This window comes from Pseudoxanthomonas sp. USHLN014, assembly GCF_037153335.1.
Lineage (GTDB): Bacteria > Pseudomonadota > Gammaproteobacteria > Xanthomonadales > Xanthomonadaceae > Pseudoxanthomonas_A > Pseudoxanthomonas_A winnipegensis.
In genome coordinates this window covers 170,669-197,274 of sequence record NZ_JBBCKO010000006.1, presented here as the reverse complement: position 1 = coordinate 197,274, position 26,606 = coordinate 170,669, and the positions used below count along the sequence as shown (strand labels likewise).

At 71.2% G+C, this 26,606-nt stretch carries 19 protein-coding genes; 13 read left to right on the top strand and 6 right to left on the bottom strand.

What is annotated here, in order from left to right:
• Positions 1–27: 27 nt before the first annotated feature.
• Entirely contained in the window at positions 28–8,679 is an 8,652-nt protein-coding gene (locus tag WFQ05_RS12890) for a glucoamylase family protein (protein WP_337054146.1), read from the top strand.
• The gene (locus WFQ05_RS12885; protein ID WP_337054145.1) at positions 8,676–8,900 is read left to right on the top strand and encodes a hypothetical protein; all 225 of its coding nucleotides are present in this window, start codon (positions 8,676–8,678) and stop codon (positions 8,898–8,900) included. The genes WFQ05_RS12890 and WFQ05_RS12885 overlap by 4 nt, the downstream gene beginning before the upstream one ends.
• 18 nt (positions 8,901–8,918) lie before the next feature.
• Here WFQ05_RS12885 and WFQ05_RS12880 read toward each other — a convergent pair whose 3' ends face one another.
• Genes WFQ05_RS12880 through WFQ05_RS12870 form a run of 3 tightly spaced genes read right to left on the bottom strand, consistent with a single transcriptional unit; the run spans position 8,919 to position 10,340 of the window.
• Positions 8,919–9,143, bottom strand: coding sequence for an RNA-binding S4 domain-containing protein (locus WFQ05_RS12880; RefSeq protein WP_130529011.1), 225 nt, complete (start codon positions 9,141–9,143; stop codon positions 8,919–8,921).
• A gap of 10 nt (positions 9,144–9,153) precedes the next feature.
• Positions 9,154–9,789 (bottom strand): hypothetical protein, encoded by a 636-nt coding sequence (locus WFQ05_RS12875; RefSeq protein WP_337054144.1) that lies wholly within the window; start codon positions 9,787–9,789, stop codon positions 9,154–9,156.
• Between the two features lie 23 nt (positions 9,790–9,812).
• Positions 9,813–10,340, bottom strand: coding sequence for a sigma-70 family RNA polymerase sigma factor (locus WFQ05_RS12870; protein ID WP_337054143.1), 528 nt, complete (start codon positions 10,338–10,340; stop codon positions 9,813–9,815).
• Between the two features lie 141 nt (positions 10,341–10,481).
• On the opposite strand from WFQ05_RS12870, the gene ubiM reads away from it, so the two are divergent.
• The 4 genes from ubiM to WFQ05_RS12850 all read left to right on the top strand — a co-directional run bounded on the left by ubiM (position 10,482) and on the right by WFQ05_RS12850 (position 15,896).
• Entirely contained in the window at positions 10,482–11,636 is a 1,155-nt protein-coding gene (ubiM, locus tag WFQ05_RS12865; RefSeq protein ID WP_337054142.1) for a 5-demethoxyubiquinol-8 5-hydroxylase UbiM, read from the top strand.
• A gap of 134 nt (positions 11,637–11,770) precedes the next feature.
• Positions 11,771–13,699 carry a DEAD/DEAH box helicase gene (locus WFQ05_RS12860; RefSeq protein ID WP_130519827.1) on the top strand — a complete coding sequence of 643 codons (1,929 nt, stop codon included), beginning with the start codon at positions 11,771–11,773 and terminating at the stop codon, positions 13,697–13,699.
• A gap of 289 nt (positions 13,700–13,988) precedes the next feature.
• Positions 13,989–14,732: a pseudouridine synthase gene (locus tag WFQ05_RS12855; protein ID WP_130519829.1), complete on the top strand. Its 744-nt coding sequence runs from the start codon at positions 13,989–13,991 to the stop codon at positions 14,730–14,732.
• A gap of 90 nt (positions 14,733–14,822) precedes the next feature.
• On the top strand, positions 14,823–15,896 hold the full coding sequence (locus tag WFQ05_RS12850) for a sensor domain-containing diguanylate cyclase (RefSeq protein WP_306993071.1): 1,074 nt from the start codon (positions 14,823–14,825) through the stop codon (positions 15,894–15,896).
• A 10-nt stretch (positions 15,897–15,906) separates the two neighbouring features.
• On the opposite strand, the gene WFQ05_RS12845 is transcribed toward WFQ05_RS12850, so the two are convergent.
• Together WFQ05_RS12845 and WFQ05_RS12840 are read right to left on the bottom strand one after the other, a co-directional pair.
• Positions 15,907–16,851 (bottom strand): DMT family transporter, encoded by a 945-nt coding sequence (locus WFQ05_RS12845; protein WP_337054141.1) that lies wholly within the window; start codon positions 16,849–16,851, stop codon positions 15,907–15,909.
• 41 nt (positions 16,852–16,892) lie between these two features.
• A complete protein-coding gene (locus WFQ05_RS12840; RefSeq protein ID WP_337054140.1) occupies positions 16,893–17,741 on the bottom strand; it encodes a DUF72 domain-containing protein in 849 nt (282 codons plus the stop codon).
• Positions 17,742–17,891: 150 nt separating this feature from the next.
• Between WFQ05_RS12840 and WFQ05_RS12835 the strand changes: the two genes are divergently transcribed.
• From WFQ05_RS12835 to WFQ05_RS12810, 6 genes are all read left to right on the top strand, one after another.
• The gene (locus WFQ05_RS12835) at positions 17,892–18,929 is read left to right on the top strand and encodes a lipid A deacylase LpxR family protein (protein ID WP_337054139.1); all 1,038 of its coding nucleotides are present in this window, start codon (positions 17,892–17,894) and stop codon (positions 18,927–18,929) included.
• Between the two features lie 24 nt (positions 18,930–18,953).
• Positions 18,954–19,433 (top strand): ribonuclease E activity regulator RraA, encoded by a 480-nt coding sequence (rraA, locus tag WFQ05_RS12830; protein WP_337054138.1) that lies wholly within the window; start codon positions 18,954–18,956, stop codon positions 19,431–19,433.
• Positions 19,434–19,537: 104 nt separating this feature from the next.
• The gene (locus WFQ05_RS12825) at positions 19,538–21,388 is read left to right on the top strand and encodes an ABC transporter ATP-binding protein (RefSeq protein ID WP_337054189.1); all 1,851 of its coding nucleotides are present in this window, start codon (positions 19,538–19,540) and stop codon (positions 21,386–21,388) included.
• Between the two features lie 184 nt (positions 21,389–21,572).
• Complete coding sequence (locus WFQ05_RS12820; RefSeq protein ID WP_337054137.1) at positions 21,573–22,847, top strand: HD-GYP domain-containing protein; 1,275 nt, start codon at positions 21,573–21,575, stop codon at positions 22,845–22,847.
• A 53-nt stretch (positions 22,848–22,900) separates the two neighbouring features.
• Positions 22,901–24,121 carry a bifunctional diguanylate cyclase/phosphodiesterase gene (locus tag WFQ05_RS12815; RefSeq protein WP_337054136.1) on the top strand — a complete coding sequence of 407 codons (1,221 nt, stop codon included), beginning with the start codon at positions 22,901–22,903 and terminating at the stop codon, positions 24,119–24,121.
• 69 nt (positions 24,122–24,190) lie between these two features.
• Positions 24,191–24,538: a GFA family protein gene (locus tag WFQ05_RS12810; RefSeq protein WP_337054135.1), complete on the top strand. Its 348-nt coding sequence runs from the start codon at positions 24,191–24,193 to the stop codon at positions 24,536–24,538.
• Positions 24,539–24,546: 8 nt separating this feature from the next.
• On the opposite strand, the gene WFQ05_RS12805 is transcribed toward WFQ05_RS12810, so the two are convergent.
• On the bottom strand, positions 24,547–25,482 hold the full coding sequence (locus tag WFQ05_RS12805; protein ID WP_337054134.1) for a LysR substrate-binding domain-containing protein: 936 nt from the start codon (positions 25,480–25,482) through the stop codon (positions 24,547–24,549).
• A gap of 199 nt (positions 25,483–25,681) precedes the next feature.
• Between WFQ05_RS12805 and WFQ05_RS12800 the strand changes: the two genes are divergently transcribed.
• Entirely contained in the window at positions 25,682–26,593 is a 912-nt protein-coding gene (locus WFQ05_RS12800) for a DMT family transporter (RefSeq protein WP_337054133.1), read from the top strand.
• Positions 26,594–26,606: the final 13 nt, after the last annotated feature.

The following is a 26,606-nucleotide window of genomic DNA, read 5'->3' as shown; positions in this document are numbered from 1 at the left end:
GGGTGGCGGCGGCGGGGCAGGAGGATCTTGAGGCGGTTGCTGGCGCGTTGGCGGCAGCGCCACCGCGACGCGGTCCGCACCGCCACGCCCGAGCCGCCGCTGCGCGCCCAGCTGTTCAACGCCACCCAGATGGAACAGCTGGGCCGGCGCCTGTCCCAGCAGCACACGCTGCAGGCCGGGCAGGGCCCGGAGCGGATGCTGGCGCGGCTGGCCGAGAACGGCGCGGTGCTCGAGGGCGCGGTCCAGGCCCTGGACGCCTTCGCCCGCGACAAGCTGCCGATGGTCCCGGCCGGCGAATGGCTGCTGGACAACTACTACCTGATCGACGAGCAGGTGCGGCTGGCGCGGCGCCACCTGCCCAGCGGCTACAGCCGGGCGCTGCCGGCGCTGGCCAGCGGGCCGTCGGCCGGCCTGCCACGGGTCTACGACCTGGCCATGCAGGCGGTGTCCCACGGCGATGGCCAGGTCGATGCCGAGACCCTGGAGCGCCTGATCAACGGCTACCAGCAGGAACAGGCGCTGAGCATCGGCGAGCTGTGGGCGGTGCCGATCATGCTGCGCCTGGCGGTGATCGAGAATCTGCGCCGCATCGCCGCGCGCATCACCCGCGACGTCGGCGATCACCGCCTGGCCCAGGCCTGGGCCAAGCGCATGGCCGAAGCCGCCCAGCGCGCGCCCAAGGACGTGGTGCTGGTGCTGGCCGACATGCTGCGCTCGCAGCCGCCGGTGCGCGGGGCCTTCGTGTCCGAACTGCTGCGCCACCTGCGCGGCGGCAACTTCGCCACGCACATGCCGATCGACTGGCTGGAGCAGTGGGTGGCCGAGAGCGGGCGCTCGCTCGAAGCCGTGGTCCAGCGCGAGAGCATTCGCCAGGCCGCCGCGCAGGCCTCGATCCGCAACAGCATCGGCAGCCTGCGCTTCATCACCAGCATGGACTGGCGCGGCTTCGTCGAGCGCTGCAGCGTGATCGAACACCTGCTGCGCCAGGACCCGGACGGCACCTATCCGGCCATGGACTTCGCCAGCCGCGACCAGTACCGGCGCGTGGTTGAGACCGTGGCCCGGCGCGCCGGGCGGCCGGAAGGCGAGATCGCCGCGATGGTGCTGGAACGCGCACGCGCGGCCGCGGCCGGCGCGCCCGAGGGCCACGGCCACGTCGGCTGGTGGCTGCTGGGCGACGGCGCGCGCGAGATCGCGCGCACGCTGGCCGGCCGCGGCTGGCGCCGGCTGCTGCCCGATGTACGGCCGGTGCCGCTGCTGGCCTATGTCGGGCCGATCGCGGTGTTCGCCGCGCTGTTCGCCGCCGGCCTGCTGGCCAGCACCCTGGCCCCGTCCGTGCCGGCCTGGGGCTGGGTGGCCGGTGCGGCGGTGCTGGCGCTGCTGGCCTTCAGCGAGCTGGGCGTGGCGCTGGTCAACTGGACCGCGAGCAACCTGGCGACGCCGCATCCGCTGCCCAGCCTGGATTACCAGGCCGGCATCCCGGCGCAGGCGCGCACGCTGGTGATCGTGCCCTCGATGATCCCCGACACCGAGGCGGTCGATGAACTGGTCGATGCGCTGGAGGTGCGGTTCCTGGCCAACCGCGGGCCGCATCTGCACTTCGGCCTGCTGACCGACTTCGCCGATGCCGCGCAGGAACACCTGCCCCAGGACGCGGCCGTGCTGGCCCACGCCCAGGCGCGCATCGCCGCGCTCAACGCCCGCCACGGACAGGGCCGCGATGCGGCCGAAGGCGAGCTGTTCTACCTGTTCCACCGCCCGCGCCAGTGGAATCCGCACGAGGGCCGCTGGATGGGCCTGGAGCGCAAGCGCGGCAAGCTGGCCGCCCTCAACGCGCTGCTGCGCGAGGGCGACGCCGCGCCGTTCAGCTGCATCGTCGGGCGCACCGAGGTGCTGCGCGGGGTGCGCTATGTCATCACCCTGGATGCCGATACCCAGCTGCCGCTGGAGTCCGCGCGCGCGCTGGTGGGCACCATGGCCCATCCGCTCAACCGGCCGGTGGTCGATCCGGACACGCGCACGGTGGTGCGCGGCTACGGCATCCTGCAGCCGGGCCTGGGCAGCGCGATGGCGCTGCGTTCGCGCTATGCGCGCATGTTCGGCAGCGAGGCGGGCATCGACCCGTATACGCGCACCATTTCCGATGTGTACCAGGACCTGTTCGCCGAGGGCTCGTTCGTCGGCAAGGGCATCTACGAGGTCGAGGCGTTCGAACAGGTGCTGGCCGGGCGCATGCCCGACAACGCCATCCTCAGCCACGACCTGCTGGAAGGCTGCTACGCGCGCGCCGGGCTGGTCAGCCAGGTGCGCCTGTACGAGGACTATCCCGAGCGCTATTTCGCCGATGCCAAGCGTCGCCAGCGCTGGGTACGCGGCGACTGGCAGCTGCTGCCGTGGCTGCTGCCGCGCGTGCCGACCGCGCGCGGCTGGGAGCGCAGCCCGCTGTCCTGGCTCTCGCGCGGCAAGCTGGCCGACAACCTGCGCCGCAGCCTGGTGCCGATCGCCGCGCTGACCCTGCTGGTGGCCGGCTGGTGCGCGGTGCCCGCGCCGCTGGTGTGGACGCTGTGGCTGCTGTGCCCGTGGTGGCTGCCGCCGCTGCTGGCGGCGCTGCGCGACGCGCTGGCCGGCCCGGGCGAGCTGCCGCTGGATGCGCACCTGTCGCTGCTGCGCACGCGCACCCTGCGCGAGCTGCGCCGGGCGGCGGTGACCTTCGCCTGCCTGCCGCACCAGGCCGGCAGCAACGCGCTGGCGATCGTGCGCACACTGTGGCGCCTGGCCGTTTCGCGCCGGCACCTGCTGCAGTGGAACGTCTCGCGCGATGTCGAGCGCAGCGTGCGCGGCGAGATGCCGGAAGTGGCGCTGATGTGGCCGGTGACGGTGTTCGCCGTGGTGGTGCTGGTGGCCGTGGCGCTGCTGCAGCCCTGGGCGCTGCCGGCGGCCGTGCCGTGCCTGGCGCTGTGGGCGGCCTCGCCCTGGCTGATGGGCTGGCTGGGCCGGCGCCCGCCGGCGGCCTCGACCCATCTGGACGACGCGCAGCGCCGCTTCCTGGGCCAGCTGGCGCGGCGCACCTGGGCGTTCTTCGAGACCTGGGTCGGCCCGCAGGAGCACTGGCTGCCGCCGGACAACCTGCAGGAACATCCGGCGCAGGTGCTGGCCCGGCGCACCTCGCCCACCAACATCGGCCTGTCGCTGCTGGCCAACCTCTCGGCCTGGGACCTGGGCTATCTGCAGCTGCCCGGCGTGCTGATGCGCGTGCGCGGCGCGCTGGACACGCTGGGCCGGCTGGAACGCCATCGCGGCCACCTCTACAACTGGTACACCACTGACACGCTGCGCCCGCTGGCGCCGCGCTACGTGTCCACCGTGGACAGCGGCAACCTCACCGGCCATCTGCTCACCCTGCGCCAGGGCTTGCTGCAGCTGGCCGACGCGCCGCTGCTGGCGCCCAAGACCTTCGACGGGCTGGCCGACACTCTGGGCGCGCTGGAAGACGACGCCCAGCGCGCCGGTCTGGGCGAGGCGCTGGCCGCCCCGCTGCAGGCCTTCGCCGACGCGCTGCAGCCGCTGCGCACCGATGAGCAAGCGTCTGCGCCGCAGGTCCGCACGCTGCTCGAACGCGCGCAGGCGCTGGACGCCGCCGCTACGCAGGCCGCGCTGCCGCGTGCGCCCATCGACTGGCCGGCGCGCCTGCTGGAGGCCTGCCAGTCCGCGCTGGCGATGCTGGAACAGGTCGGCCCCCTGCCGGCCGGCGAGCAGGCCGTGCCGGCCACGTTGCGCGCGCTGGCCGATGCCGAGCCCGGCGGCCTTGCGGCGCGCCAGCTGGACGAGCTGGAAGCGCTGGCCGAACTGGCCGCGCGGCACGCCGAGCAGGACTATCGCTTTCTCTACGACCCGGCGCAGCGGATGCTTTCGATCGGCTACAACGTCGATGAGAGCCGCCTGGACGCGGGCTTCTACGACCTGCTGGCCTCCGAGGCGCGGCTGGGTTGCTTCGTGGCCATCGCCCAGGGCCAGCTGCCGCAGGAGAGCTGGTTCGCGCTGGGCCGGCTGCTGACCGAGGGCGGCGGCGAGCCGGTGCTGGTGTCCTGGAGCGGCTCGATGTTCGAGTACCTCATGCCGCAGCTGGTGATGCCTAGCTACCCCGGCTCGCTGCTCGACCAGACCGCGCACGGCGTGGTCCAGGCGCAGATCGAATACGGCCAGGCGCGGCAGATCCCCTGGGGCGTGTCCGAGTCCGGCTACAACGCCGTGGACGTGAACATGAACTACCAGTACCGCGCCTTCGGCGTGCCGGGACTGGGGCTCAAGCGCGGCCTGGCGCAGGACGCGGTGATCGCGCCCTACGCCACGGTGATGGCGCTGATGGTGCATCCGCCGGCGGCGCTGGAGAACCTGCAGGCGATGGCCGCGCAGGGCTTCTCCGGCGCGTTCGGCATGTACGAGGCGGTGGACTACACGGCCGAGCGCCTGCCGCGCGGCGAACGTCACGTGGTGATCCGCTCCTACATGGCCCATCACCAGGGCATGGCGCTGCTGTCGCTGGACCACCTGCTGGTCGAACAGCCGATGCAGAAGCGTTTCGCCGCCGACCCGGCACTGCGCGCGGCCCTGCTGCTGCTGCAGGAGCGCATGCCCGCCGCCGGCGTGGTGCCGGCGCACGAGTCCGAGGCGCCCAGCCCCGCCGACGGCGCGGCAGCCGCGGCCGGCCCGCAGCTGCGCATCCTGCGCGATCCCGACGGCCCGCGCCCGGAGGTGCAGCTGCTGTCCAACGGGCGCTACCACGCCATGCTCACCGTCGCCGGCGGCGGCTATACGCGCCTGGAAGGCACCGCGCTCACCCGCTGGCGCGAGGATCCCACCCGCGATGCCTACGGCAGCTTCTGCTATCTGCGGGATGCCGAATCGGGCGAGTACTGGTCGGCCGCGTATCAGCCCACCTGCGTGCGCACCCAGCACTTCGAGGCGATCTTCTCCCAGGCCAAGGCCGAGTTCCGCGTGCGCCACCGCGGCATCGACAGCCATCTGGAGATCGCCGTGTCGGCCGAGGACGACATCGAGCTGCGCCGCCTGCGCCTGAAGAACCGCGCGCGCCATCCGCGCACCGTCGAGGTCACCACCTATGCCGAGGTCGTGCTGCAGGCGCCGCGTGCCGACGAGGCGCACCCGGCCTTCGGCAACCTGTTCGTGCAGACCCGCATCCTGGCCGCCAAGCAGGCCATCGTCTGCCGGCGCCGCGCGCGCGAGGCCGGCGAGCGGCCGCCGCAGCTGCTGCATCTGGTGGCCGCGCACGACTGCGACATCGAACAGATCTCCTACGAGACCGACCGCGCCCGCTTCATCGGCCGCGGGCGCAGCGCGGCGCGGCCGCTGGCGATGGAGCGTCTGGCGCTGGACAACAGCGAAGGCTCGGTGCTCGACCCGATCGTCGCCATCCGCGTGCGCATCACCCTGCAGCCCGGCCAGCAGGCCGTGCTCGACCTGGTCACCGGCGTGGGCGAGGACGAGGCCGCCTGCGATGCGCTGATCGAGAAGTACCGTGACCGGCGCCTGGCCGACCGAGTGTTCGACCTGGCCTGGACCCACAGCCAGGTCGTGCACCGCCAGATCAACGCGCACGAGGCCGACGTACAGGTCTACGAGCGCCTGGCCGCGCTGGTGCTGCAGCCCGATCCGGTGCTGCGCGCCGACGCCGACACCCTGCGCCAGAACCGCCGTGCCCAGCCGGCGCTGTGGGCACAGGCGATCTCCGGCGATCTGCCCATCGTGCTGCTGCAGGTCTCCGACGTGGACCATCTGCCGCTGGTCGAACAGGTCGTGCAGGCGCACCAGTACTGGCGCCTGAAGGGCCTGGAGACCGACCTGGTGATCTGGAACGAGAGCCAGGCCGGCTACCGCCAGCAGCTGCAGGAGCAGATCCTGGCGCTGCTGGCGCGCGACCAGCGCGCCGAGGTGCTGGAGCGGCGCGGCGGCATCTTCGTGCGCGCCGTGCAGCAGCTGGGCCAGGAAGACCGCGTGCTGCTGCTGTCGGTGGCACGCGTGGTGCTGACCGACCGCGCCGGCACCCTGGCCGAGCAGGTCGATCGCCTGCCGGTGCTGGAGCGCGAGCCGCCCGCGCCGCTGCCGGCGCCGCCGCCGCGACCGGCCGCCTGGCGGGCGGGCGAGGGCGCCGTGGCCGGGCTGCCGCCTGTGGTGCAGACCGATCCGGCCGACGAGGATCCCTGGCCGTTCGAGCCGCTGCAGGCCGGGCCGCTGCAGTTCGACAACGGCACCGGCGGCTTCAGCGCCGATGGCCGCGAGTACGTGATCACCGTGGCGCCCGGCCGGCCGACGCCGGCGCCGTGGTCCAACCTGCTGGCCAACCCGGTGCTGGGCGCGGTGGTGACCGAATCCGGCGCCGGCTACAGCTGGGGCGAGAACGCCCACGAATACCGCCTCACGCCCTGGGACAACGACCCGGTGTGCGACAGCAGCGGCGAGGCGTTCTACCTGCGCGATGAGGACAGCGGCCATCTGTGGTCGCCCACGCCGCTGCCGTGTCCGGGCAGCGGCGCGTACCGGGTGCGCCATGGCTTCGGCTACAGCGTGTTCGAGCACGTCGAGGACGGCATCCACAGCGAGCTGTGGCTGTACGTGGATGCGGAGCTGGCGGTGAAGTACAGCGTGCTCAGGCTGCGCAACCTGTCCGGCCGCGCGCGCCGGCTCAGCGCCACCGGCTATGTCGAATGGGTGCTGGCCGACCTGCGCAGCCGCTCGCAGATGCATCTGATCACCGATGTGGACATCGCCAGTGGCGTGCTCACCGCGCGCAATCCGTTCAACGGCGATTTCGAGGGGCGCTGCGCGTTCTTCGACGTCGATGCCGGGGTCAATCCGGAAGACGGCACGCTGCTGCGTCAGTTCACCGCCGACCGGCTCGAGTTCCTGGGCCGCAACGGCAGCCTGGCCGCGCCGGCCGGGCTGCGCCGCGAGGGGCTGTCGGGCCGCTTCGGTCCCGGACTGGACGCCTGCGCCGCGCTGCAGGTGCCGATCGCGCTGGAGGCCGGCGGCAGCTTCGAGACCACCTTCCGGCTGGGCATGGCGGCCGATGTCGGCGCCACGCTCGAGCTGGCGCGGCGCACCCGCGGCGCTGGTGCGGCGCACGACGCGCTGGACCGTGTGCGCATCCACTGGCGCGGCGTGCTGGGCGGCATCCGGGTCAACACGCCCGATCCGGCCTTCGACCTGCTGGTCAACGGCTGGCTGCTCTATCAGGTGATCGCCAGCCGCTACTTCGGCCGCAGCGGCTTCTACCAGTCCGGCGGCGCCTGGGGCTTCCGCGACCAGCTGCAGGACTGCATGGCCATGGTCCACGCCCTGCCGCAGGTCACCCGCGAACACCTGCTGCGCGCGGCCGCCCAGCAGTTCCCGCAGGGCGATGCCATGCACTGGTGGCATCCGCCGACCGGACGCGGCGTGCGCACGCGCTGCTCGGACGACTACCTGTGGCTGCCGCTGGCGACCTGTCGCTATCTGGACGTCACCCAGGACTGGGGCGTGCTGGAGGCGCGCGCGCGCTTCGTCGAGGGCCGCCTGGTCAACGACGACGAGGAGTCCTACTACGACCTGCCGGTGGTCTCGGCCGGCGATGCCAGCCTGTACGAGCACTGCGTGCTGGCGCTGCGCCGCGGCTGTCGCCTGCTCGGCGAGCGTGGCCTGCCGCTGATGGGCACCGGCGACTGGAACGACGGCATGAACAAGGTCGGCGAGCACGGTCGCGGCGAGAGCGTCTGGCTGGGCTTCTTCCTGATCCACGTGCTCAAGGCCTTCGTCCCGGTGGCGCAGCGGCGCGGGGAGAGCGCGTTCGCGGACTGGTGCCAGGCGCAGGCCGACACGCTGGCCGCGCGCATCGAGGAGCACGCCTGGGACGGCGGCTGGTACCGGCGCGCGTGGTTCGACGACGGCACGCCGCTGGGCTCGGCGCAGGCGCAGGAATGCCGGATCGATTCGATCTCGCAGAGCTGGGCGGTGCTGTCCGGCGCCGGCCAGGCCCAGCGCGTGCAGCAGGCGATGACCGCGCTGGACACGCATCTGGTCAAGCCCGAGGCGGGCATCATCCAGCTGCTGGATCCGCCGTTCGACCGCCACGGCCCGGACCCGGGCTACATCCGCGGCTACGTGCCCGGCGTGCGCGAGAACGGCGGCCAGTACACCCATGCCGCGGTGTGGACGGTGATGGCCTTCGCCGAGCTGGGTCAGGTCGAACGCGCCTGGCAGCTGCTGGAGATGATCAACCCCATCCACCACGCGCGCGATGCGCAAGGCGTGGCGCGCTACCGGGTCGAACCCTATGTCATGGCCGCCGACGTCTACGCCGTGGGCGACCACGCCGGCAGCGGCGGCTGGACCTGGTACACCGGCTCGGCCGGCTGGATGTACCGGCTGCTGCTCGAATCGCTGCTGGGCCTGCGCCGCGAGGGTCAGATACTGACGCTGGAACCGCGCGTGCCGTCCGGCTGGGAGACCTTCAGCCTGCAGTACGCCGCAGGCCAGGCCACCTACGCCATCACGGTGCGTTACGGGGAGGCGGCCGCACCGTCGCTGTCGGTGGACGGCGTGCGCCAGCCGGGCAACCGTTTCGCGCTGCACGACGACGGCGCGGTCCACCAGGTGCAGATCGATCTGCCGGGAGGTTCGCCATGACCCTGACACGCCAGGCGCTGGACGCCGCACTGGATCGGCTGGAACGCGACGTGGCCGAGTGGGTCACGCATCTGCGCGAGCCGCGCATCTTCCGCAAGCAGTTCGATGCGCTGTGCGCGGACATCGTGTCCCAGGCCTCGCCTGAGGATGCGGAACACGCGCGGGACCGGATCCGCGTCATCCTTGCCCGCCACGCGCCGGGAAGCGAACGCCAGACCTGATGGCCCGCGCCGTCAGGCTCAGGCCGGATCCATCACCCGGATCTCGACCTGATCGTCCACCCGCACGACCTGGCCGGCGCGGATCTTCGCGGTCTTGCGCAGCTCCTGGGCGCCATCGACGCTGACCACGCCGCTGGCGACCACCTGCTTGCCCATGCCGCCGCTGTCGACCAGGCCGCACAGCTTGAGCAGGATGTGGAGTTCGACGTATTCGCCGTCGAGATCGAATTCGAGGATCTGCATGGCCGCAAGTTTAGCGGGCCAGGTCCTGCTCGAACGCCTCGATCTCGTCCAGCAGCGCCTGCGCCTTGGGAATGCCGTGGCCGATGCTGCCGGCATCGAACAGATCGCGCCGCCGCCGCAGCAGCCACAGCGCGCCGCCGAGCAGGGCCAGGTTGGCCACGGTGGTCCAGACCAGGAAGCCGGTCGGCAGGTCGCGTCCGCTCATGGCGCGGGTGGCCACTTCCAGCAGCGCCAGCCACAGCAGGCACCAGGCCAGGCCCAGGCGCGGCTGCCAGGTCACCCGCCACCAGCGCAGCTGGCCCAGGGCCTTCTGCACGCTCAGCACCGGCTTGGCCGACTGCATGCGCGTGAGCAGCAGCACGTCCACGGTCGAACACACCGCCAGCGCCACGCCCCACAGGTGCAGGGCCAGGCCTGACAGCAGCGCCGGCGGCGAATCGAGGTGATGCACCCAGAAGCGGGCGAACACGACCGCCATGCCGATGCCCAGCAGCACCTGCAGGGCCTGGCCGACGAACAGCGGTCGCAGATGCGCGCGGGCCTTGTCCAGGCGGTTTTCGGTGAGCAGCTGCAGATTGGGGGCGGTCTGGCGCTGCAGGCGCGAGTCCAGGGTCTGCCAGGCGGCTTTCATGTCGTCGAGGTCCATGGGTCCAAGTCCTTGAAGCGGGGCTAGAGTTCGGCGCGCAGGCGTTGCTTGAGCCGGCCGATCTTGGTGGTGGCATTGGTCTCGCTGATGCCGAGGATCTCGGCGATTTCGCGGTAGGGGCGTTCTTCCAGGTACAGCACCAGCAGGGCGCGCTCCAGGGGCGGCTGGCGCGCGATGAAGCCGCGCAGCAGGCGGAGCTGCTGGTCGGCTTCCGGATCGGCCGCGTTGGGATCGGCCAGGTCGTACAGGTCGTCGTCCATCGGCACGGCGTGGCGCTGGCGCAGCGTGTGGCCGCGCACCTGCGAGATCGCCACGTTCAGCGCGATCCGGTACATCCAGGTCGAGAACGGGCGGTCGCCGTCGTAGCGCGGGAACGCGCGCCACAGCTGCGCGGCGATCTCCTGCGCCAGCTCGGCCCGGTCCTCGGGATGGAAGGCGTAGCTGGCCGCGACCTTGAGCACGATGCCGCGATGGGCCTCCAGCAGGGACTGGAAGCGCGTCTGGGCAGCGGGGTCAGGCGCGGTGGCCGAGGGCATGGCGAGGTCGTCCATGGAACAAGGGGGCAGTGTGCGTCGATGCCAGGGTGATTCGCGCCGACGCGCCGCTTGTCACAGCCGGCCTTGCGCCAGATCAATGCGGCGCGCACCGATCCCGCTAGGATGCGAGCCATTCTCATCTTGGCAGGTGCGCACATGCGGTTCGACGTGGTCATTGGTGGCGCGGGCCCGGTCGGGCTGTGCCTGGCGCGCGCGCTGGCCGCGCAGGGACGAAGCGTCGCAGTGGTCGATCGCCAGCCGCGCGCGGCGCTGGAAGCGCCTGCCTTCGACGGCCGCGAGATCGCCCTGACCCATGCCTCGCGGCACCTGCTGGAGGCGCTGTCGGTCTGGCCGCGGTTGGACGCGCAGACGATCTCGCCGCTGCGCCAGGCGCGGGTGCAGGACGGCGTGTCGCCGTTCGCCCTGGACATCGGCGGCGGGGAAGGCCAGGACGCGCCGCTGGGCTGGCTGGTGGCCAACCACCGCCTGCGGCAGGCGGCATTCGAGGCCGCGCTGGCGCACCCGGGCGTGACCCTGCTAGACGGCGCCGGCGTGGCCAGCCTGTGCCGCCATCCCGACCGGGTCGAGGCCACGCTGGACGACGGCCTGGTCCTGCAGGCCGACCTGCTGGTGGCCGCCGACGGGCGCCTGTCCGCGCTGCGCCGGCAGCTGGGCGTCGGCGCCGAGCTGCACGAGCTGGGCCGCAGCATGCTGGTCTGCCATGTCGCCCACGCGCAGCCGCACCACGGCGTGGCGCTGGAGTGGTTCGCCTACGGGGCGACGGTGGCGCTGCTGCCGCTGACCGGCGCGGTGTCCTCGCTGGTGCTGACCCTGAGCCCGCAGCGCGCCGCGGCGATGCTGCAGCTGGACGAGGCCGCCTTCTCGGCCGAGGTCTCGCGCCTGTGCGAAGGCCGCCTGGGCGCGATGCGCCTGGCCAGCACGCGCCATGTCTATCCGCTCGTGTCCAGCTACGCCCGGCGCCTGGCCGGGGCCCGCTTCGCCCTGGCCGGCGACGCGGCGGTGGGCATGCACCCGGTGACCGCGCACGGCTTCAACTTCGGCCTGGGCGGGGTGGGGCGCCTGGCCGATGCGCTGGACGGCCACGCGGATGCGGGCGATCCGGCGCCGCTGCAGGCCTACGCCCGCGCCCACCGGCGCGCGACCTGGCCGCTGTACGCGGCCACCCAGCTGGTGGCGCGGCTGTACGCGGACGAGCGCCCGGGCGCCCGCCTGCTGCGCGGCGGCGCGCTGCGCCTGGCCGCGGCGGTGCCGCCCTTCCGGCAGGCCTTGCAGCACCATTTGCAGCACTAATTCGCCGGTCCCGGCGCCGCGGACCCGGCCGGGTGGGTCAGGGCCCGAATCCGGCGGAAAGCGCCATTCAAAGCGCGTCGGGCCGCCAGGGCGCACAATAGGCGGCCGTTACGCGTCTTCAAGCGAGCTGCATCATGTCTTCCGAAACTGCCGCACCCGCGGTGCCGTTCTCCGCCCTTGGCCTGTCCGCGCCGGTCCAGGCCGCCCTGGTCGCCGTCGGCTACGAGTCGCCTTCGCCCATCCAGGCCGCCACCATCCCGGCGATGCTGGCCGGGCGCGATGTGCTGGGCACCGCGCAGACCGGCACCGGCAAGACCGCGGCGTTCGCCCTGCCGGTGCTGTCCAACCTGGACCTGTCGGCCGGCAAGCCGCAGGTGCTGGTGCTGGCGCCCACGCGCGAGCTGGCCATCCAGGTGGCCGAGGCGTTCCAGAAGTACGCGGCCAAGATCCCCGGCTTCCACGTCCTGCCCATCTACGGCGGGCAGAGCTACTACCCGCAGCTGCAGGCGCTCAAGCGCGGCGTGCACGTGGTGGTGGGCACGCCGGGCCGGGTGATCGATCACCTGGAGCGCGGCTCGCTGGACCTGTCCGGCCTGACCACGCTGGTGCTGGACGAGGCCGACGAGATGCTGCGCATGGGCTTCATCGACGATGTCGAGACCGTGCTGCAGAAGACGCCGCCCACCCGCCAGGTGGCGCTGTTCTCGGCGACCATGCCGGCGCAGATCCGGCGCATCGCCCAGACCTATCTCAACGATCCGGCCGAAGTCACCATCGCGTCCAAGACCACCACCTCGGCCAACATCAGCCAGCGTTACTGGTTCGTCTCGGGCCTGCACAAGCTCGACGCGCTGACCCGCATCCTGGAGGCCGAGACCTTCGATGCGATGATTATCTTCGCCCGCACCAAGGCCGGCACCGAGGAGCTGGCCGAGAAGCTGCAGGCCCGCGGACTGGCCGCCGCCGCGATCAACGGCGACATGCAGCAGGCGCAGCGCGAGAAGACCATCGCCCAGCTCAAGGACGGCAAGCTGGACATCCTGGTGGCCACCGACGTGGCCGCGCGCGGGCTGGACGTGGAGCGCATCAGCCACGTGCTGAACTACGACATCCCCTACGACACCGAGAGCTACGTCCACCGCATCGGCCGCACCGGCCGCGCCGGGCGCAGCGGCGAGGCGATCCTGTTCGTGACCCCGCGCGAGAAGTCGATGCTGCGCGCGATCGAGCGCGCCACGCGCCAGCCGATCACCGAGATGCAGCTGCCCACGGTCGAGGCGGTCAACGACCGTCGCGTGGCGCGGTTCCTGGCGCGCATCACCGATACGCTGGCCACCGGCGAGGCCGGCGAATACCGCGCGCTGATCGAGACCTACGAGCGCGAGCACAACGTGCCGGCGGTGGACATCGCCGCGGCGCTGGCGCGGCTGCTGCAGGGCGACACGCCCCTGCTGCTGTCGGCCGCCGACCGCGCGCCGCGCGGCGAGCGTCCCGAGCGCGCCGCGCGTCCGGAGCGCAGCGAGCGCTACGAGCGTGCGCCGCGCCCCGAGCGCGCTGAACGCGGCGAGCGTCCGCCGCGTTTCGAGCCGGGCGAGCGGAGCGAACGCGCGCGCCCGGAGCGCCCGGCCCATGCGTCCTTCGACGAGGCCCCGGCCGAACGCCCGCGGCGCGCGCCGGCCGGCGAGGCCGAGGTCGGCATGGAGCGCTACCGCATCGAGGTCGGCCACGCCCATGGCGTCAAGCCGGCCAACATCGTCGGCGCCATCGCCAACGAGGCCGGGCTGGAGAGCCGCTACATCGGCCGCATCGACATCCAGGACGATTACTCGATCCTGGATCTGCCCGAGGGCATGCCGCGCGAGACCCTGACCCATCTGAAGAAGGTCTGGGTGTCGGGCCAGCAGCTGAAGATCCACAAGGTCGGCGAGGACGCCGGCGACGAGGCCCCGCGCGGCTTCCGCCCGGCCTCGGCCCGCCCCGGCGCGGGCAAGCCGCGCCCCGGCGGCAAGCCCGGCTTCAAGCCGGCGGCCAAGCCGCACCGCAAGGGCCCGCCGAAGGACTGAGCTTCGCCCCCTCCCTTGCGCGCAGCGCAGGGGAGGGCCGGGGAGGGGTGTTTTTGCCCTTCGTGCGATGTTTTGGGCTCAAGGGCAACAGCTAGAGCAACAGCAACAGCTAACCCCTCCCCAACCCTCCCCTGCGCTGCGCGCAAGGGAGGGGGCGGATCATGCGGTCTGACGCGATGCTGCCAACGCCAACGCCAACGCCAATCCCCAATCCCCAATCCCGAATCCCCAATCCCGAATCCCGAATCCCGAATCCCGAATCCCGAATCCCGAATCCCCAACCGCCTCCATGACCGACACCACCCCCCCCACCCCCACCCGCCTCAACAAGCACATCGCCGAGACCGGCTTCTGCTCGCGGCGTGAGGCCGATCGGCTGATCGGGGAGCGGCGGGTGACGGTCAACGGGCATCCGGCCGGTGCGGGCGCGGTGGTGGGGCCGGAGGACGTGGTCCTTGTCGATGGCCAGCCCCTGCGCGCGCGGACGGTGTCAAAGTCGAGCGGCCGGCGCCACGTCTATATCGCGCTGAACAAGCCGGTCGGCATCACCTGCACCACCGAGGCCAGCGTCAAGGGCAACATCGTCGACTTCGTCGGCCACGAGCAGCGCATCTTCCCGATCGGGCGGCTGGACAAGGACTCCGAAGGGCTGATCCTGATGACCAGCAACGGCGACATCGTCAACCAGATCCTGCGCGCCGAGAATCGCCACGAGAAGGAGTACCTGGTCGAGGTCAACAAGCCGGTGACCGAGGAGTTCCTGCGCGCCATGGCCAAGGGCGTGCGCATCCACGACCAGATGACGCTGCCGTGCCGCACCGGGCGCATCGCCAAGTTCGGCTTCCGCATCGTGCTCACCCAGGGGCTGAACCGGCAGATCCGGCTGATGGCCGCGGCCTTCGGCTATCGCGTCACCCAGCTGCGCCGGGTGCGGATCGACAACGTCAAGCTGGGCCCGCTCAAGCCGGGCCGCTGGCGCAATCTCACCGATGCCGAGCTGCGCGGCCTGCTGCCCGATTTGACGCAGTGGTAAGCACGCGCCACTGAGCGACCCTGTGACAGGGTGCGTGGTTTTAGCTTTCCTCGATTGGTCCGACGAACGGTCACTGGCTAAGTTCGCCGGATGCCAAGTCCCCCGCATCCGCACGACGAAGCCAGGCGCCAGGCCGTCCTGGCGCGCTATCACATCCTGGACAGCGAGAACGAACAGGCCTACGACGATCTGGTCACCATCGCCGCGCGCATCTGCGATGCGCCGATCGCGGCGATCAGCCTGATCGACGAGGATCGCCAGTGGTTCAAGTCGCGCAAGGGCGTGGAAGCCCAGCAGACCGGGCGCGACATCTCCTTCTGCGGCCACGCCATCCTGGCGCCCGAGCAAACGACGGTGGTGCGCGATGCGAGCACCGATGCGCGCTTCCTCGACAACCCGCTGGTGACCGGCGCGCTGGGCGTGCGCTTCTACGCCGGCGCGCCGCTGGTGACGCCCGATGGCCAGGCGCTGGGCGCGCTGTGCGTGCTGGACAGCAAGCCGCGCACGCTCAGCCCCGGGCAGGCCGAGGCGCTGCGCGCGCTGGCGCGCCAGGTGATGTATCTGCTGGAGCTGCGGCGCATCTCCGGCGCGCTGGCCACGCAGATGGCCGAGCGCGACTGGTACGAGCAGCAGTTGCGGCAGTATCAGGACGAGCTGGAAGTCCAGAACGCCGACCTAGCCGCGCAGACCCGCACCGACCCGCTGACCGGCCTGCCCAATCGCCGCGCGTTGACCATGGCGCTGGACATGGCACTGGAGCAGCACGCGGCCGGGCGCGGCAAGGGCGTCAGCGTCGCAGTGGTCGATGTGGACCACTTCAAGGTGATCAACGATGTGCATGGCCACGCCACGGGCGATGAGGTGCTGGTGGCGCTGGCCGACACGCTGCGCGCGCACAGCGCCGACGGCATGGCCGCGCGCTACGGCGGGGAGGAGTTCGTGATCCTGTTCCCGGACAGCACCGGCGAGCAGGCGCGTGCGCAGTGCGAGTTCCTGCGCACCGCGGCCACCTCGCTGCCGGTCGACCTGGCGGTGACGGTGAGCATCGGCGTGGCCGAATGCCGGCGCCGCGACGACACGGCCGAGGACGCCTTCCGCCGCGCCGACCAGGCACTGTATGCGGCCAAGCGCGGCGGCCGCGACCGCGTGGTGCTGGCGCCCTAGCCGGGCGGGCTCAGTCGGCCACGCTCTTGGCTTCGGCGGTGACCAGCAGCTCCGGATGCGCGCCTGGGCTGCGCCGGGCCACCACCGGGTGGGCGAAGACCGCGACCAGGATGATCGCCACGCCGCCGTAGAACATCGGCGTGAGTTCGCGCTGCTCGCCCAGCAGCACGATGGCCAGCAGGATCGCATAGACCGGCTCCAGGTTGGTGGCCAGCTGCATGCCGTAGGCGCTGACCTGGCGCAGGGCCACCAGCGCCAGGGCGAAGGGCAGCAGCGTGCAGACCAGCGACAGCACCACCAGCAGCGCCGCGTCGTGCAGGCTGGGCAGGACCAGCAGCGCGCCGCCGAAGCCGGGCACCAGCGACATCAGCGGCGCCAGCGCGGTCAGCAGCACGGTGCCGGCGCCCAGCTCCAGGGCGGTAACGGTCAGCGGTTCGCCGCCTTCGACCATGCGCTTGTTGAGCGAGCCGAACACCGCCACCAGCAGCGCCGACAGCGCACCGACCGCGATGCCGGCGCGCATCTCGTGCGGCACGCCGCCGACCACCATCGCCACGCCGGGCAGGGTGGCGATGCCGAAGAACAGCTCGCGCGCATCGAACGGCCGGCGCGTCACCCATGGCTCGATCATCGCGGTGAACGCCGGCGCCAGCGCGATGCAGGTCGCCGCGACCGAGGCATTGGCCAGCTTGATCGCGCCGTAGAAGGTCAGCCAGTGCAGCGCCACCAGCGCGCCGATGCCGGCATAGGCCCAGCGCCGCCGCACCGGCATCGCGCGCAGGCCGCGCCAGACCGCCGGCAGCAGGGCCAGGGCGAGCACCACCAGCAGCATGCGCCACCACACCAGGGGCAGCGCGGGCAGGGTGATGAGCTTGCCGAGGATGGCGGTGAATCCCCACAACAGCACGCACAGGTGTACTTGCAGGTGGGCCTTGCGGCGGGCGGACATGGGCATGGCGGCAATTATCGCCGCGCCGCCCTGCCGTGGCGAAACGATTATTCGCGCAAGCGTTCCAGCAAGGCCATGGCCGCGGCGGGGTTGCGTTCCTTGGCCGCGGAAATGAAGAACACGAAGACCTCGCGCGGCCGCTTGGGCGCCGGCGTCGGGCCCACGTGCGGCAGCTCCTCGGGGTCCTCGCCGGCGCGCCAGGCGCGTGCGCGGCGCGCCCAGGCATCCAGTTCGGCCGCCGGATAGCCGGTGGCCTCGTCGCTGCGGCTGGCCATCAGGCGCGCATAGACGAAGTCGCCGGTGATATCGGCGAAGGAGGGGTATTCGGTGGATTCGGAGAACACGGTACCCATGCCGTGCGCGCGGACCAGGGCCAGGAAGTCGGGCGTGATGAAGTCCGGATCGCGCACGTCCAGCACGTGCCGCAGCGTGCGCTTGCCGGCCTTCTTCGGCAGCAGGTCGAGGAAGCCTTCGAACTGCTCGGCATCGATCCTGCGCCCGGCCTCGAACTGCCACACCAGCGGCCCGAGCTTGTCGCCCAGCTCGCTGATGCCGCCGATGAAATCCTCCACCTGCGCGCGCGTGCCGGTCAGCTTGCGCGACTGGGTGATGCGCTTGGGCGCCTTGGCCGAGAACATGAACCCTTCCGGCGTGGCATCGCGCCACTTGGCGTAGGTGGCCGGCTGCTGGGTGCCGTAGTAGGTGCCGTTGATCTCGATCGCGGTGAGGCGGGCGCTGGCGTATTCCAGCTCCAGCCGCTGCACCAGGCCGGCCGGGTAGAAGTTGTCGCGCCAGGGCGCGTACACCCAGCCGCCGATGCCCACGCGGATGCCCTCCGGGGCGGCGGGCGTCTGGAACAGATCGGCGTCGGGCGGTGCGGCGCTGCGTTTGGCCATCGCGGTGCTCCGGCAAGGACGAGGGGCGGTGAGCATAGCCGGGCAGGCTGGCAAGACCGGCCATCGCGACGCTGCGTGTCATGCCTTCACACCAATTTCAGTACTGAGCCGTTCATGATTCCCTGCACTCAACTTTCACGCGGAAATCCCATGTCCAAGGCAGGCTGGCTGCTGGTCGCAGCCACGGCGAGCGGCAGCGCGCAGGCGGTCACGTCGGAGCAATGTCCCACCCGCACCGACATCCCCAAGGCCGTCAGCCTCCGCGTCGACAACGACCTGTTCGGCGGCGATCACCAGGACCAGGGCTATACCAGCGGTGTGGAGCTGGGTTGGGTCTCGGCCAACCTGAAGGACTACCAGGACGATCCGTGTCTGTCGCCGATGGCGCGTCTGGTCAATCGCTACCTCAGCGCGATCCAGCCCGAGGGCTTCGATGAGCAGAACATGGTCTTCAACCTCGGCCAGGCCCTGTACACGCCCAAGGACAACACCCGCAGCGACCTGATCCCGGACGACCGACCCTATGCCGGCGTGCTGATGGCCACCCTCGGCTACAACGCGCGCAAGGGCGATGCGCTGCAGACCACGCAGATTGGCCTGGGCTGGGTCGGGCCGTCGGCGCGCGGCAAGCAGATCCAGGAGGCGGTGCACCGGGTGCTCGACGACAAGAAGTTCCGCGGCTGGGACAACCAGCTGCGCGACGAGCCGCTGTTCCTGCTGCGCCATGAGCGCATGCATCGCTTCGCCTGGGGCTCGGGGCTGTGGACCTGGGACGCGATCACCCATTACGGCGCGGCGCTGGGCAACTACCAGACCTTCGCCAACGGCGGTGCCGAGCTGCGCTTCGGCCGTCACCTGCCCGATGACTTCGGCAGCACGCCGCTGCGCCCGGCCGGCGAGAACACCGCCCCGGCCAGCCAGACCCGTCCGGGCGGCGAATGGCGCTTCCACGCCTTCCTGACCACCGACGTGCGCTGGGTGCTGCGCGACATCACCCTGGACGGCAACACCTGGAAGGACAGCCACAGCGTGGACAAGCGCAACGTGGTGGGCTACATCGGCTACGGCGTGGCGGTCATGAAGGGGCGCTGGAAGTTCGCCGTGGCGCGCTACCATTCCAGCCGCGAGTTCGACGGCCAGAGCGAGCCGCCGGTGTTCGGCAGCTTCACCATCAGCCGGGCGCTGTAGTCCCGTCCCAAGCGGAGAACGCCAATGCCCCAGTGGAGTACGCCCGACCTGTGCGATGCCCATCCCGAGATGCAGGTAGCCGAGCCGCTGTTCCGCGACTTCGGCGGCGCGCAGGCCTTCAGCGGCACGATCGTCACCCTGCGCTGCCCGGAGGACAACTCGCGCGTGCGCGAGCAGGTCGAACAGGCCGGCACCGGTAAGGTGCTGGTGATCGAGGCCGGCGGCTCGCTGCGCCACGCGATGCTGGGCGACATGCTGGCCGAGAAGGCGGTGGCCAACGGCTGGTCCGGCGTGCTGGTGCACGGCTGCGTGCGCGATGTGGAAGTGCTGGCCAACCTGCCGCTGGGCATCAAGGCACTGGCCGCCGTGCCGATGAAGACCGAGAAGCGCGGCCTGGGCGAGGTCGATGTGCCGGTGCGCTTCGCCGGGGTGTCCTTCGTGCCCGGGCAGTGGCTGTATGCCGATGCCAACGGGGTGATCGTGGCCGAGCATGCGCTGACCTGAGACCAGGCGCAGGCGAGGCGGGTCGAGGAGCGGGCAGGGACGGCGCCGTCCCTGTCTTCGCCGCTGCTCACGCCGGACTCCTCTAGACTTCGCCTGCTCCCATGATCTTCCGCTGGTTCGAATCGCTGATCGACGTGTTCGGCCGTCCCGACGAGGCGACGCCGCCGCGTGGGCTGGTGCGCTTCTACCTGCACTATCTGCGGCCGGGCGGCTGGGTGCTGGCGGCGATGTTCGTGGTCGGTTTCGCGGTGGCGCTGGTGGAAGTGGCGCTGTTCGACTTCCTCGGCAAGCTGGTGGACCTGGCCAAGGACGAGACGGCGGCCGGCTTCTTCGACCGCCACGGCCCGCAGCTGCTGGGCATGGCGGGCGTGGCGCTGGTGCTGCGGCCGCTGCTGATGGCCCTGGGCGACCTGCTGATGCACCAGTCGGTGACCCCGGCGCTGACCGCGCGCACGCGCTGGCAGCAGCATCGGCACGTGGTGCGGCAGAGCCTGGCCTTCTTTCAGAACGACTACGCCGGACGCATCGCCAACCGGATCATGCAGACCGGCGCCTCGCTGCGCGAGTCGGCCACCCAGCTGATCGATGCGCTGTGGTACGTGGCGGTGTACACCGGCAGCGCGCTGGTGCTGTTCGCCCAGTCGGACTGGCGGCTGATGCTGCCGCTGATCGCCTGGCTGCTGGCCTACGTGGCGGCGCTAGCGTATTTCGTGCCGCGGGTGAAGGAGCGCTCCTGGCGCGCGTCGGAATCCAAGTCCAGGCTGATGGGGCGGGTGGTGGACGGCTATACCAACATCGCCACGCTCAAGCTGTTCCCGCATCCGCGGCGCGAGGACGACTACGTCGCCGAGGCGGTGCGCGAGAACCTGGGCAGCGTGCAGCGCATGACCCGCATGACCACCGCGATGGACGTGGTCATCGCCGTGCTCAACGGCCTGATGATCGTGGGCACCGCCGGCCTGGGCCTGTGGCTGTGGCAGCGCGGAGCGATCACCGTCGGCGCCATCGCCCTGTCCACGGGGCTGGTGATCCGCATCGAGAACATGTCCGGCTGGATCATGTGGGTGGTCAACGGCCTGTTCGAGGACATCGGCACGGTCCAGGACGGCATGGAAACCATCGCCCGGCCGCATACCGTCACCGACCGTCCCGACGCGCCGCCGCTGCGGGTGACGGCCGGGCAGGTGCGCTTCGAGGACATCCACTTCCACTACGGCCAGCGCGGCGGGGTGATCGCCGGGTTGAACCTGACCGTCGCCGCCGGCGAGCGGATCGGCCTGGTCGGTCCGTCCGGCGCCGGCAAGTCGACCTTGGTCAACGTGCTGCTGCGGCTCTACGACCTGGAGGCCGGGCGCATCCTGATCGATGGCCAGGACATCGCCGGCGTCACCCAGGCCAGCCTGCGCGGACAGATCGGCGTGGTCACCCAGGACACCTCGCTGTTGCATCGCTCGATCCTCGATAACCTGCGTTACGGCCGGCCCGAGGCGACGCCCGAGCAGGTCGCGGCGGCCATCGCCCAGGCGCGTGCCGATGGCTTCATCGATACGCTGGTGGATGGTGAGGGGCGCACCGGACTCGATGCCCACGTGGGCGAACGCGGGGTCAAGCTTTCCGGCGGCCAGCGCCAGCGCATCGCCATCGCCCGGGTGCTGCTGAAGGATGCGCCGATCCTGCTGCTGGACGAGGCCACCTCGGCGCTGGATTCGGAGGTCGAGGCGGCCATCCAGGACAGCCTGGACGTGCTGATGCGCGGCAAGACCGTCATCGCCATTGCGCATCGGCTGTCTACGATCGCCCGGATGGACCGGCTGGTGGTGATGGATGCGGGGCGGATCGTGGAGACAGGGACGCACGCCGAGCTGCTGGCCGAGGGGGGGCTCTATGCGCGTTTGTGGCAGCGGCAGACGGGGGGATTCGTGGCCGCCGACCCGCTCGTCGGGGACACGCGCTAGTCGCTAAAGAAAGCCGTCGTCCTGCCGTTACGCTGCTCAGTCCGTCTTTCCTTGAAAGCCGGCTGGGGTCTAGGGATGATGCGTGCAAGGGATGGGGAGCATGTTCGCTGATGCGACTGCGAGAACGGCAGGGACTGCGATGGCTGCGACGGCTGCAAGTACTGCGAGGGGCGGGCATCAACGGATGTGGATCGAGGAACGCGAGCTGCAGGTGGGCGAGCTGCGCCCGGGGATGTACGTCAGCCGGCTCGACCGCGACTGGCTGGGCACGCCGTACATGCTGGAGGGATTCCTGATCGAAAGCCCGGCCGATATCGCCGAGCTGGCCAAGTACTGCGCCAAGGTCACCGTCGATGTGATCAAGAGCGAGAGCTTCGTGCGCGCCGCCCTGCGCAAGCCGGCGGCCGCGCCCATGGTCGTGGGCGATCGGGAGCCGGCCCGGGCGAAACGGCGCAAGCCCTACGTGATCCCCGAACTGGCCACGCTGACCGCCAATCCGCGCCCGCTCCTGTCGCGCGTCCAGGACGAGGTGCCCCGTGCCAGCCAGGCGCTGGAATCGGTGGACCGCGCCGCCGGCGGCATCATCGCCGAGCTGCGCAACGGCGGCCGGCTGGACGTTGAGGCGGTCGAGGAGGCGGTGACGCCGGTGGTGGACAGCATCGTGCGCAATCCCGATGCGTTCTTTTGGCTGGAGGCCCTGCGTCAGCACGACGGCTACACCTACAGCCACGCGGTGAACTGCTGCGGTTTCATGGCCGCCTTCGGCCGGCATTTGGGATTCCCCGATGAGGCCCTGCACGACCTGGCCACCGCCGGGCTGCTGCTGGACATCGGCAAGACCGCCTTGCCCGAGTCGCTGCTGGAACACGATGGCGCCCTGTCCGCCGAAGAGCTGGAGCTGCTGCGCAGCCACCTCGGCCACAGCCTGCGCCTGTACGACGCCTCAGGTGCCTCCAACAGCGTCGTGCGCGAGATGATCCTGACCCATCACGAGCGCGAGGACGGCTCGGGCTATCCCGCCGGCCTGACCGGCTCGCAGATCCCGCTGTTCGGGCGGATCGCGGCGATCGTCGACTCGTTCGACGCCATGACCAGTCCGCGGCCCTACCGCGAGCCGCTGTCGCGCTACGAGGCCATGCAGGCGCTCTACCGCCAGCGCGGCGCGTCCTATCAGCCCGACCTGGTCGAGCAGTTCGTGCAGTGCCTGGGCGTGTATCCGACCGGCAGCCTGGTGGAACTGTCCACCGGCGAGGTCGCCATCGTGGTTGAGCAGAACCCGGTGCGCCGGCTGTTCCCGCAGGTCATGCTGCTGACCGACGCCGACAAGCAGCGGCGCGAGGCCTTCGAGCCGCTGGACCTGCGCGACACCTGGGGCGCGCACGACAACCGGCAGATCAGCATCCGCAAGGGGCTCAAGCCTGGCAGTTACGGGCTCGATCCCAAGGAACTCTATCTGTGAGATGTGCACGGGCCAGCATGACGCTGCGCCAGGCAAGGCGCTAGGACGGCCAGATGCTCAACCGCGAAATCCTGTTCGACACCATCGCGCGCCTCGTCCCCGAGCCGGCCGCAGGCGGCGTGCTGCTGGTGGTGCGCATGCAGCGGCTGCGCGAGTACGAGGCGGTGTTCGGCTACGGCGCCAGCGATGCGCTCATCGCCGCCTTCACCGCGCGCCTGGGCGACTGCCTGCGCGAGGTCGATGCGCTGGTGCGCATCGGCGAGTGCGATTTCGCCGTGGTGCTGCCCGGCGTGCGCGACCAGAACCTGGCCATGCTGGCCGCGGGCAAGATCGCGCGCGCCTTCCGCTATCCGCTGGAAGCCGGCGGCCGTCCTTCCCGGGTGACCGTGGCCGTGGGTGTGGCCATGGCCGTCAATGCAGCCGACGCCGAGCAGCTGTGCCGGCACGCCGACGTGGCCTGCGCGAGCGCCGCCCAGCGGCCTGAGCACCACGCGCTGTATGCGGGGCAGATGCCGGCCAGCGTGGGCTACGAAGACCTGCACCGCGCGATCCATCACAATGCGCTGCAGGTCCACCTGCAGCCCATCTTCGCCCTGGACAGCGGTGTCCTGCGCGGCTTCGAATCGCTGGCGCGCTGGCACGACCCCGTGCTGGGTCCGGTGCGGCCGGACCTGTTCGTCGTCGCCGCCGAGCAGACCGGCCTGATCGATGGCCTGACCCGCTGGAGCATCAACGCCACGCTGCGCCACTGCGCGCCGGTGTTCGCCGAGCATCCGGACCTGCAGTGCGGCTTGAACGTGTCGCCGATCGCGCTGACCGCCGGTGGCTTCGTCGAACAGATGGCCTCGGCCCTGCGCATCTGGAACGTCAACCCCGCCCAGGTGATGCTGGAAGTCACAGAGACCGCCTTCGTCGACAATCCGCAGCAGATCGGCCAGGCGCTCACGCGTCTGCGCGAGATGGGCCTGCGCATCGCGGTGGACGATTTCGGCGTGGGCTACTCCTCGCTGTCCTACTTCCGCCACTTCCATGTGGACGAGCTGAAGATCGACATGAGCTTCGTGCGCGACGTCATCGACAGCCGGCGCATGTGCCGCCTGGTCGAATCGATCGTCAACATGGGCCACAGCATGGAAGCGGTGGTGGTGGCCGAAGGCATCGAGAGCTCGGCGGTCTGGAGCCGTCTGCGCGAGATCGGTTGCGACCTGGGTCAGGGCTACTACCCCGGCCGCCCGGCGCCGGCGGAAGAGGCCCTGGCCCAGTTCGTCGACTGAAGGCGCCACCGGCCCGCACGCGCCGGGCGATGTCCTAGACTGGCGCTTCCAACGCGCGGAGCGCTCGCCATGCACCATGCCGGAAGTTGCCACTGCGGCGCCATCGACTTCACCGTGACCGGTGAGGTACGCGAGGTGATCGACTGCAACTGCTCGCTGTGTCGGCGCCGCGGCGGCCTACTCTGGTTCGCGCCGCGCGCGGCGTTTTCGCTGCGCAGCGATCCAGGCGCGGTCCAGACCTACACCTTTCACTCGCACACGTTGCGCCACCACTTCTGCGCGAGCTGCGGGATCGCGCCCTACAGCGAAGGCACCGGGCCGGACGGCGCGGCGATGGTCGCGATCAACGTGCGCTGCCTGCCGCAGCTGGATCTGGCCTCGCTGACTATCCTTCCTTACGACGGCGCGGGCCGCTGACGCGGCTTTCAACCCGGTGCGCGGCCGAGCAGCTCGTCGGGCACCGCCGGCATCGGCGTGCGCGTGTCCTTGGCCTGTTCCTTGAGCCAGTCCATGAACAGCTGCGCGGCCGGCGACAGCGGGCGATGGGTGGCGTGCACGGCGTAGTAGGCGAAGCGCGCGCGGATGGCCGGGCCGGGCAGACGCACCAGCTCATAGCGCTGCAGATAGGGCAGGGCGATGTGCTTGCGCGCCAGCGCCGCGCCCAGGCCGTAGACCGCCGCGCGCATCACGTCGGTGCTGTCGCTGAACACATGCGCGATCGGCAGCTGCGCGCCGTGCACGCCGACTTCGCGGAACCACTCGCGCCAGCCCTGCAGCCCCAGGTCGGCCAGTAGCGGCAGCCGGGCGATCTGGGCCGGCGTGGTCACCTCGCCGATGCCGTGCAACGCAGGGGAGGCGACCGGGAACAGCTCATCGTCCATCAGATGATGGGCGGTGATGCCCGGCCAGTCGCCGCTGCCGTAGCGGATGCCGACCTCCGGGCCGTTGTCGTCGAAGCGCGCCATCGCAGGGCTGGAGTCCAGTTCCACCCGCACCCGCGGATAGGCGGCGCAGAAGCGCGGCAGGCGTGGCAGCAGCCAGCAGTAGGCCAGCGAGTGCAGCGTGGTCACCTTCAGCGGCACCACCTCGGACTGCGGATGCAGCGCACCGGCGACCGCGGCCACGTCGGCCAGCGCGGCGGTGGCGGCATCGGCCAGCTGGCGGCCTTCCGGAGTGAGCTTGACCCCGCGTGCGTGACGCTGGAACAGGCTCACGCCCAGCAGCGCCTCGAGCTTGCGCACGTGGTGGCTGACCGCGCTGGCGGTCAGGTGCAGCTCCTCGGCGGCGTGGGCCAGGTTCTGGTGGCGGGCGGCCGCGGCGAACACGCCGAGGGAGGGCAACAGGGTCGGGCGCAGGTGCATGGCGAGGCACAAATCAGATTTGTGGCAGGCGCCGATACTACGCGCTTGTGGGGCTGGGCCGCGCACCGGACCATGTAATCGAGCTGCGATGTCCGGAACCGGCCAGCGCGCCGCCGCCGCATCGCGCAGGCTGGCGGCGCCTGCCGACGGCGCGCTGCCGTCCGCACCTTCCCTCACGATTTCCATGTGGAACCGCGCCATGTCCCATGCCTCGCCTTCGGCCGCCTGCCCGCCCACCGACACCGCCCGCGACTGGCGTACGCCCATCGAGCTGGCCGTGCTGGGCGTGATCTGGGGCAGCTCCTTCCTCTTCATGCGCGTGGCCGCGCCGCATTTCGGCGCCTATGCCCTGGTCGAGCTGCGTCTGTGCCTGGGCGCGCTGGTGCTGCTGCCCTTCCTGTGGCGCGACCGGACACAGTTTCCGGCCAGGCGCTGGCCGGTGCTGGCCGGCATCGGCGTGCTGAACTCGGCCTTGCCCTTCCTGCTGTTCGCCTGGGGCGCGCAGCACGCGCCGGCGGCGATCGGCGCCATCACCAATGCGATGACGGTGTTGTTCACCGCGTTGATCGCCTTCCTGTTCTTCGGCGAGAAGATCGGCGCGCGCCGCGCCGTCGCCCTGTTGGTCGGCTTCATCGGCGTGCTGGTGCTGGCCACCGGCAAGGCCGGCGGCCTGAGCGTGGGTCCGGCCGCGCTGGCCGGCGCGACCGCGTCGCTGCTGTACGGCATCGGCTACAACCTGGTGAAGCGGCACATGGCCGATCTGCCGCCGGCCAGCTCGGCGGCGGCGACGCTGGGCTGCGCGGCCCTGCTGCTCTCGCCGCTGGCGGTGACCCACTGGCCCACCGCGCCCGTGCCCGGCGTGGCTTGGGCCTGCGCCGGCGCGCTGGGCATCGTGTGCACCGGCCTGGCCTACCGCGTGTACTACCGCCTGATCCAGCGCATCGGGCCGGCCCGCGCGGCCACGGTGACCTATCTGATTCCGGTGTTCGGCGCGCTGCTGGCTTGGGCCATCCTGGGCGAACCGCTGACCTGGACGATGCTGCTGGCCGCGGTGCTGATCCTGGGCAGCGTCGCGGTCAGCCAACGCGCCGCGGCCAGGCGTCCGCGCTGACGCCGCCTCGGGC

Bases quoted from the DNA above. Each gene is read 5' to 3' on its own strand.
- WFQ05_RS12845 (WP_337054141.1), bottom strand. From the start codon at position 16,851: ATGCCCATGTCCGCCCGCCGCAAGGCCCACCTGCAAGTACACCTGTGC.
- WFQ05_RS12850 (WP_306993071.1), top strand. From the start codon at position 14,823: ATGCCAAGTCCCCCGCATCCGCACGACGAAGCCAGGCGCCAGGCCGTC.
- rraA (WP_337054138.1), top strand. From the start codon at position 18,954: ATGCCCCAGTGGAGTACGCCCGACCTGTGCGATGCCCATCCCGAGATG.
- WFQ05_RS12835 (WP_337054139.1), top strand. From the start codon at position 17,892: ATGTCCAAGGCAGGCTGGCTGCTGGTCGCAGCCACGGCGAGCGGCAGC.
- WFQ05_RS12875 (WP_337054144.1), bottom strand. From the start codon at position 9,789: ATGGACCTCGACGACATGAAAGCCGCCTGGCAGACCCTGGACTCGCGC.
- WFQ05_RS12860 (WP_130519827.1), top strand. From the start codon at position 11,771: ATGTCTTCCGAAACTGCCGCACCCGCGGTGCCGTTCTCCGCCCTTGGC.
- WFQ05_RS12810 (WP_337054135.1), top strand. From the start codon at position 24,191: ATGCACCATGCCGGAAGTTGCCACTGCGGCGCCATCGACTTCACCGTG.
- WFQ05_RS12805 (WP_337054134.1), bottom strand. From the start codon at position 25,482: ATGCACCTGCGCCCGACCCTGTTGCCCTCCCTCGGCGTGTTCGCCGCG.
- WFQ05_RS12820 (WP_337054137.1), top strand. From the start codon at position 21,573: ATGTGGATCGAGGAACGCGAGCTGCAGGTGGGCGAGCTGCGCCCGGGG.
- WFQ05_RS12855 (WP_130519829.1), top strand. From the start codon at position 13,989: ATGACCGACACCACCCCCCCCACCCCCACCCGCCTCAACAAGCACATC.
- ubiM (WP_337054142.1), top strand. From the start codon at position 10,482: ATGCGGTTCGACGTGGTCATTGGTGGCGCGGGCCCGGTCGGGCTGTGC.
- WFQ05_RS12815 (WP_337054136.1), top strand. From the start codon at position 22,901: ATGCTCAACCGCGAAATCCTGTTCGACACCATCGCGCGCCTCGTCCCC.
- WFQ05_RS12880 (WP_130529011.1), bottom strand. From the start codon at position 9,143: ATGCAGATCCTCGAATTCGATCTCGACGGCGAATACGTCGAACTCCAC.
- WFQ05_RS12800 (WP_337054133.1), top strand. From the start codon at position 25,682: ATGTCCCATGCCTCGCCTTCGGCCGCCTGCCCGCCCACCGACACCGCC.
- WFQ05_RS12840 (WP_337054140.1), bottom strand. From the start codon at position 17,741: ATGGCCAAACGCAGCGCCGCACCGCCCGACGCCGATCTGTTCCAGACG.
- WFQ05_RS12885 (WP_337054145.1), top strand. From the start codon at position 8,676: ATGACCCTGACACGCCAGGCGCTGGACGCCGCACTGGATCGGCTGGAA.
- WFQ05_RS12870 (WP_337054143.1), bottom strand. From the start codon at position 10,340: ATGGACGACCTCGCCATGCCCTCGGCCACCGCGCCTGACCCCGCTGCC.